The 4,720-nt window shown below is 37.1% G+C and carries 5 protein-coding genes; all 5 read right to left on the bottom strand.

Translation table 11 applies throughout. The features are described 5' to 3' along the window. Positions 1-69: 69 nt before the first annotated feature. Positions 70-1,143 (bottom strand): hypothetical protein, encoded by a 1,074-nt coding sequence (locus ACKX14_RS15390; protein ID WP_422449219.1) that lies wholly within the window; start codon positions 1,141-1,143, stop codon positions 70-72. A gap of 640 nt (positions 1,144-1,783) precedes the next feature. Beyond that, a complete protein-coding gene (locus tag ACKX14_RS15385) occupies positions 1,784-2,128 on the bottom strand; it encodes a hypothetical protein (protein WP_422449217.1) in 345 nt (114 codons plus the stop codon). Positions 2,129-2,193: 65 nt separating this feature from the next. Then, positions 2,194-2,409, bottom strand: a complete 216-nt coding sequence (locus ACKX14_RS15380) for a hypothetical protein (protein WP_422449215.1) — start codon at positions 2,407-2,409, stop codon at positions 2,194-2,196. 136 nt (positions 2,410-2,545) lie between these two features. Beyond that, positions 2,546-3,646, bottom strand: a complete 1,101-nt coding sequence (locus ACKX14_RS15375; RefSeq protein WP_422449213.1) for a toprim domain-containing protein — start codon at positions 3,644-3,646, stop codon at positions 2,546-2,548. Further along, positions 3,643-4,437: a helix-turn-helix domain-containing protein gene (locus tag ACKX14_RS15370; RefSeq protein WP_422449211.1), complete on the bottom strand. Its 795-nt coding sequence runs from the start codon at positions 4,435-4,437 to the stop codon at positions 3,643-3,645. The genes ACKX14_RS15375 and ACKX14_RS15370 overlap by 4 nt, the downstream gene beginning before the upstream one ends. Between the last annotated feature and the right edge of the window lie 283 nt (positions 4,438-4,720).

Raw genomic sequence — 4,720 nt, 5'->3', positions numbered from 1 at the left:
GTGGTGAAAACCGCGCACCATTTTTTTCATTACTATTTGTGCCGCCAGCGGTAGCGGCGGAATGGAGGGTTAAAATGAAAGTGATTTCAGCGCAGAGGTAAGATCAATAATATCTAATCCATTTTTGTAATGAAATTCACAGTTGGGCGAGTTGCAGAAATACTTATATCCCCCTTGAGTGCGCACGATAACAGCAGAAGGATGCTCATCGTCGTGAAATCGGCAACTAAAGGCTTTGCCTGGTTGTGAAGGAATTCTTAGTATTTGGAACAAATCTTGTTCCCTTAAAAAGGCAATAGCTTGCTCGAAATTATCAAATTCCTTTGGCATCTGTGGTTGTGGTATATATATGTCTATTGAATTGTTTAGCGGCACTATATCGTTCCTAAGCTTAACCTTATTGTCAACTACCACAAATCTCCTGGAGTCTTCATTATTCTTCAAATTGGATAAATCACAGCCCAGTGTAATTGCAAGTTGCTCTTGTGTATAGCATAGATGCGGATCAAACTTGATACATTTAATCAAAAACGGGTCATCAGGGTCTTTAAGATGCAGATAATTGGGCAGGCGCAGTATCCTGTCCAGGTTCGTTATATTTGGATCGCTATTAAACTTTTTTATAATCGCCTTCTGGATTGGTTCAAACATTTTCAAATCATGCGGCTCGTTTCTTTTTAACAACCAGTAAAAATGAAAACCGTTTTTGGTCTCGACAACAATAGAAGGCTTCAACTCAAACTGCATTAGTTGCTGTAGAAATTCTAGTTTGCAATTTTCTATTTCATCTGGGGCCCTAAAACGAAAAACAGGCTTCCCCTCTGAATCCTTGCCAATTTCTTCCTTGCCGAAATCAGCATCTCCATACTGAGCTGTCAATGAAGAGATGTTTGCCTTGCACTGTCCGCCATTATTCACAACAAAAAATATACCACAGCCCTTGCGCTGATAGCGCTGGAATACGGTCCGCATAAAACCGTATTCGTCTTCACTGTCTACCAGAAGGCAGTTTTCATTTTTGGAATAGCCTCTGGTATTATCATGAATCATTCGGAAAAATACTGGTTTCCCCTGCTCCTTAAATGCAAGCAGGAACTGAAAATCATCTACGGCAAGATCTTGCCTGTTTTCCACATCAATCATTTGTGACCACCACCTTCAATAAATTGAAAAATTGAAATATGTAAACTGGTGGTCATACAAATTATGGATGGTCACAAAAAAATCAAAAAAATAAAAGCCTGCTTTTTCAAATAAGTTTGAAAACGGCTCTTTTTATTCACTAAGATTTCACTTGTAGATGCACTACAACTTAATTTATTGCCTTATGCACCCAATTTACCAAAACTAAAAAACACAAGTCAAGTTTTACATATTTTTCTTCGAATGTGAAAAAAGTGAAACAATAACCTGAATAATTAATGCTGTGAGGGTTATTGTTCCACCTTTTAACCACATGTTGAAAAATCCTCTACAATAGGATTTAAATAGGCTGCAATCAAATAACCATAAAAACAGAATTAAAAAAGCAACTATCTTAACCGCTCGATAGCTGCATATCATTTGGCTGAAGGATTATAATCGAATCATAAGGTTTCTTTATAATAGCTCATACCATTTTATTCTACTGCAACAATATAACATTGTAACATTGCCGCAACAATAAAATACAACAAACAGCAAATTATTGTTGTGTTTTAATGTTGCAAATTCGTTAACGCAACAAATTAGTTTATTTTGTCTCTAAATAGTAGGATTTTCTGCAGCAATATACCTCTCCATTTCATACAGCCCAATCGGAGCTTCCAACAAGCAAAAGGCCACCAAAAGTAAGCATTCCCTCTTTCAAGGCTCCAATAGATTCTAATAAATCTTCATCAGACATGCGAATGAGTATATCAGGCGCATGCTCTTCAGCCATCATATTTCTTACTCTTTCTATGGCAACAGGAGAAAAGCAGTCTTTCCAACAGACATCGGTTAAATTTGCAGTAAAATCCGAATTACCGCTTCTGTCAAATATTTCCCTACGCATAGAACCCGTTAACGGCATGCAATCCTTGCCTATCCTGATCGTTGCACTGCCGTCTGTTTCAGTATAAGGTGCCATTCCAGGATATATATTCATTAACAAAATCCTAGGATTTTAGCTCAAACACATGCATAACAAAAAGCCCTGCAAAAACAGGGCTTCTATATCGCAAAAGCCTCCGCCAGTCGTGCTGAGACCGCAAGTAACGGTGCAGCAAAGGGAAAGTAATACCGCTTTTTCCAAACCAATCTCTTTCCTGCCCCAGACGGCACTGCTAGCAAGATCTCGCCGCTCCAAAAACTCCACCGCACGACATATATCCAAAACGCCCCCTTTTTAGGGGAATAAACGAATTTTTCGTGAACAATCTTGTGCATTCTACTGCCTCCTTTTTATATGCTCCATCGCTCGCATCTTATCATCCTTTTTATCTTTTGGCAAGATGTTTTATTATAAAACTTTGATATTTTGATTCCATTTTTTTATTAAGCCGATTCCACAATTCCTAAAAAATCACCGTATTTGTTGCATAAGATAAAAATCAATTGCCGATATTCTATTTTCGTACATTTTTCTGAATTCCTTCTCAGGAACTTCGTCTGGATCCTGATATCCAGAAAGCCGTAACACACTGATGTTGTCAAGATTAAAGCACGACTTCGAAAACTGATTGATAACTCTAAGCACCCCGTTTTTCCCCGCATCTTCATCTTTACCTTTACAGCTGTCATTATCAAGACAAAGTATTATCTCATCAGGGCACAGCTCATACAGTATTTTTAACTGATACTTAGAAAGCGAAGTGCCTAAAAGTGCTACTGCAGTATATCCCATGCGGTGCAACGCTATTGCATCAAAAACCCCTTCAACAAGAATAATCTTGTTTAAATCATAGCCTACACTTTTCGCCTCATATAACCCGTAAAGGCATTCACTTTTTGCTCCTATGGCTTTATATTTACCAAAATACTCAGCTTTTTCCTCTGACAATGTGCGCCTCACAACTGCTTTTAGTTTTCCCTCTGTTGAATAAACAGGAAAAATAATATCTTTTTCTTCAGGATCAAATCCAAGGTAAAAATTTTCAATATCCCAATCGGTAAGTTTGCGCTCTTCAGTAAGATATCGAAGAGGATATCTGCTCTTTAATAATGCATTATGCCATTCGCGAATTTGCCATTCTTGATATACAGTAGATTCTCCTTCTTCTTCAATTGTTCTAAATTCCTTTATGAATGAAAGAGTACTGTCTTTAAACGACAATATTCCTTTTTTATTTTTATGCTCCTTAGTAATGTTTCGACCCAATAAATCTATTTCCAAATTTGCCAAGCCTGCTAAATAACGAACCGCTCTTTCCCTGTCATCTGTTTTCATTATCCGCATAACAAGATCAACCAGATTGTAACCATTCTTTTCACAACCATGACTAAAACAACAGAAAACCCTTTTTTTAACATTTATTGAAAGGTTATAACCGTTTGCATTTCTATGAAAAGGGCAAATAATCCTTACTTCATCGCCATACCTTTTGTAATCGACATCTAAATCATCAAGCAATTCAATAACATCTGTATTCCTTATCACAAATCGCTCAATCCTTTTTGGAATCAAGATACCGCCTCCGTTCCTATAACATTATCGATGTCCTCGTCTGTTATCATTAATTCTCGGGGGCATATGCGCCGTAGTAGAAAACGAATCCCCTTTTCTTTTTCAGGCCCTTTTGTTACATTGCAGTAAGTATAAATAAAACCAAGCCGATGGAGTATTTCTATATGTTTCTTTACAGTATCCCACGTGCGCACACACAAGTACTCTTTTATCTCTTCTTTTGTAACAGTTACCATGTATCCATTCTTCGCTTTTGCAAGCAGAAATATATACAGCATCTTTGAATTTATGTTTAAACTCCTTGAAAAAACAATACTCAGGGGAACATAAGTTAAATATTCGGAACCATCGGCCTTTTTAAACTTGTATAAGTTATTCATATAACGCTGATCAGATCCATTTCTGCGCCTGCTTCGAATTGCAGATATTGTCCCTTTTTCTGTCAGTTTGTCAATAGCTTCAATTATAGTCGTATGCGAATGACCAGATGAATCCGCCAGCAGTTCAATTGAAGGATATGCTTCATAGCTTATTCCACAGTATGATTTAATCATTATATAGACCAATTTTTCCCATAAACTCACGTCCTTAGCGTAAATAATTGAATCTTCAACATAAACGGCAGTATAACCGCCTATCCTGTTCGTGTTCGCCAGTTCTTTCTCCGTAAAATTCAATAAACCGTAATGAATTGTATAAGCCAACAAACATTTTTGATCCGTTTCGTAAAAGATTTTATATCCGTCCGATACCTGCTCAATCTTTATAACCTTCCTTTTATTCTTACTCATCAGATCATCCTCCTTTCTTTAAACTCGCGGGCGCGGCGGGTAAAAGACACTTCCTTCTTGAGTACTAGTACTTTGTTAGGTTTTATACTTAAAACAAAAACTCATAGGATATTTATTAGGTATTAGGTGTGAAGTCATCTTTTTATTTATTTTTCGTTCCGTTTTATCACAAGACCTGATTCCAAAATTTCGGTTTTAAGTTTGCCCTTGCTGGCCCCTCAAGAGAATTGGACCAAAACGCACAACATGATAAAATAACTCTTGAAGGGGGAATTTTTCTATG

The sequence above is a fragment of the Thermorhabdus hydrogeniformans genome, from assembly GCF_049310025.1.
Taxonomy (GTDB): Bacteria; Bacillota; Thermosediminibacteria; order Thermosediminibacterales; family Tepidanaerobacteraceae; genus JBJYKD01.
The sequence above is the reverse complement of the archived record's forward strand: the minus strand, read 5'-3'. Positions and strand labels throughout refer to the sequence as shown.

What these genes read in the sequence shown, in the direction of transcription:
- ACKX14_RS15390 (WP_422449219.1), bottom strand. Translation starts at nt 1,143, where the DNA reads ATGATTGATGTGGAAAACAGGCAAGATCTTGCCGTAGATGATTTTCAG.
- ACKX14_RS15370 (WP_422449211.1), bottom strand. Translation starts at nt 4,437, where the DNA reads ATGAGTAAGAATAAAAGGAAGGTTATAAAGATTGAGCAGGTATCGGAC.
- ACKX14_RS15380 (WP_422449215.1), bottom strand. Translation starts at nt 2,409, where the DNA reads ATGCACAAGATTGTTCACGAAAAATTCGTTTATTCCCCTAAAAAGGGG.
- ACKX14_RS15385 (WP_422449217.1), bottom strand. Translation starts at nt 2,128, where the DNA reads ATGAATATATATCCTGGAATGGCACCTTATACTGAAACAGACGGCAGT.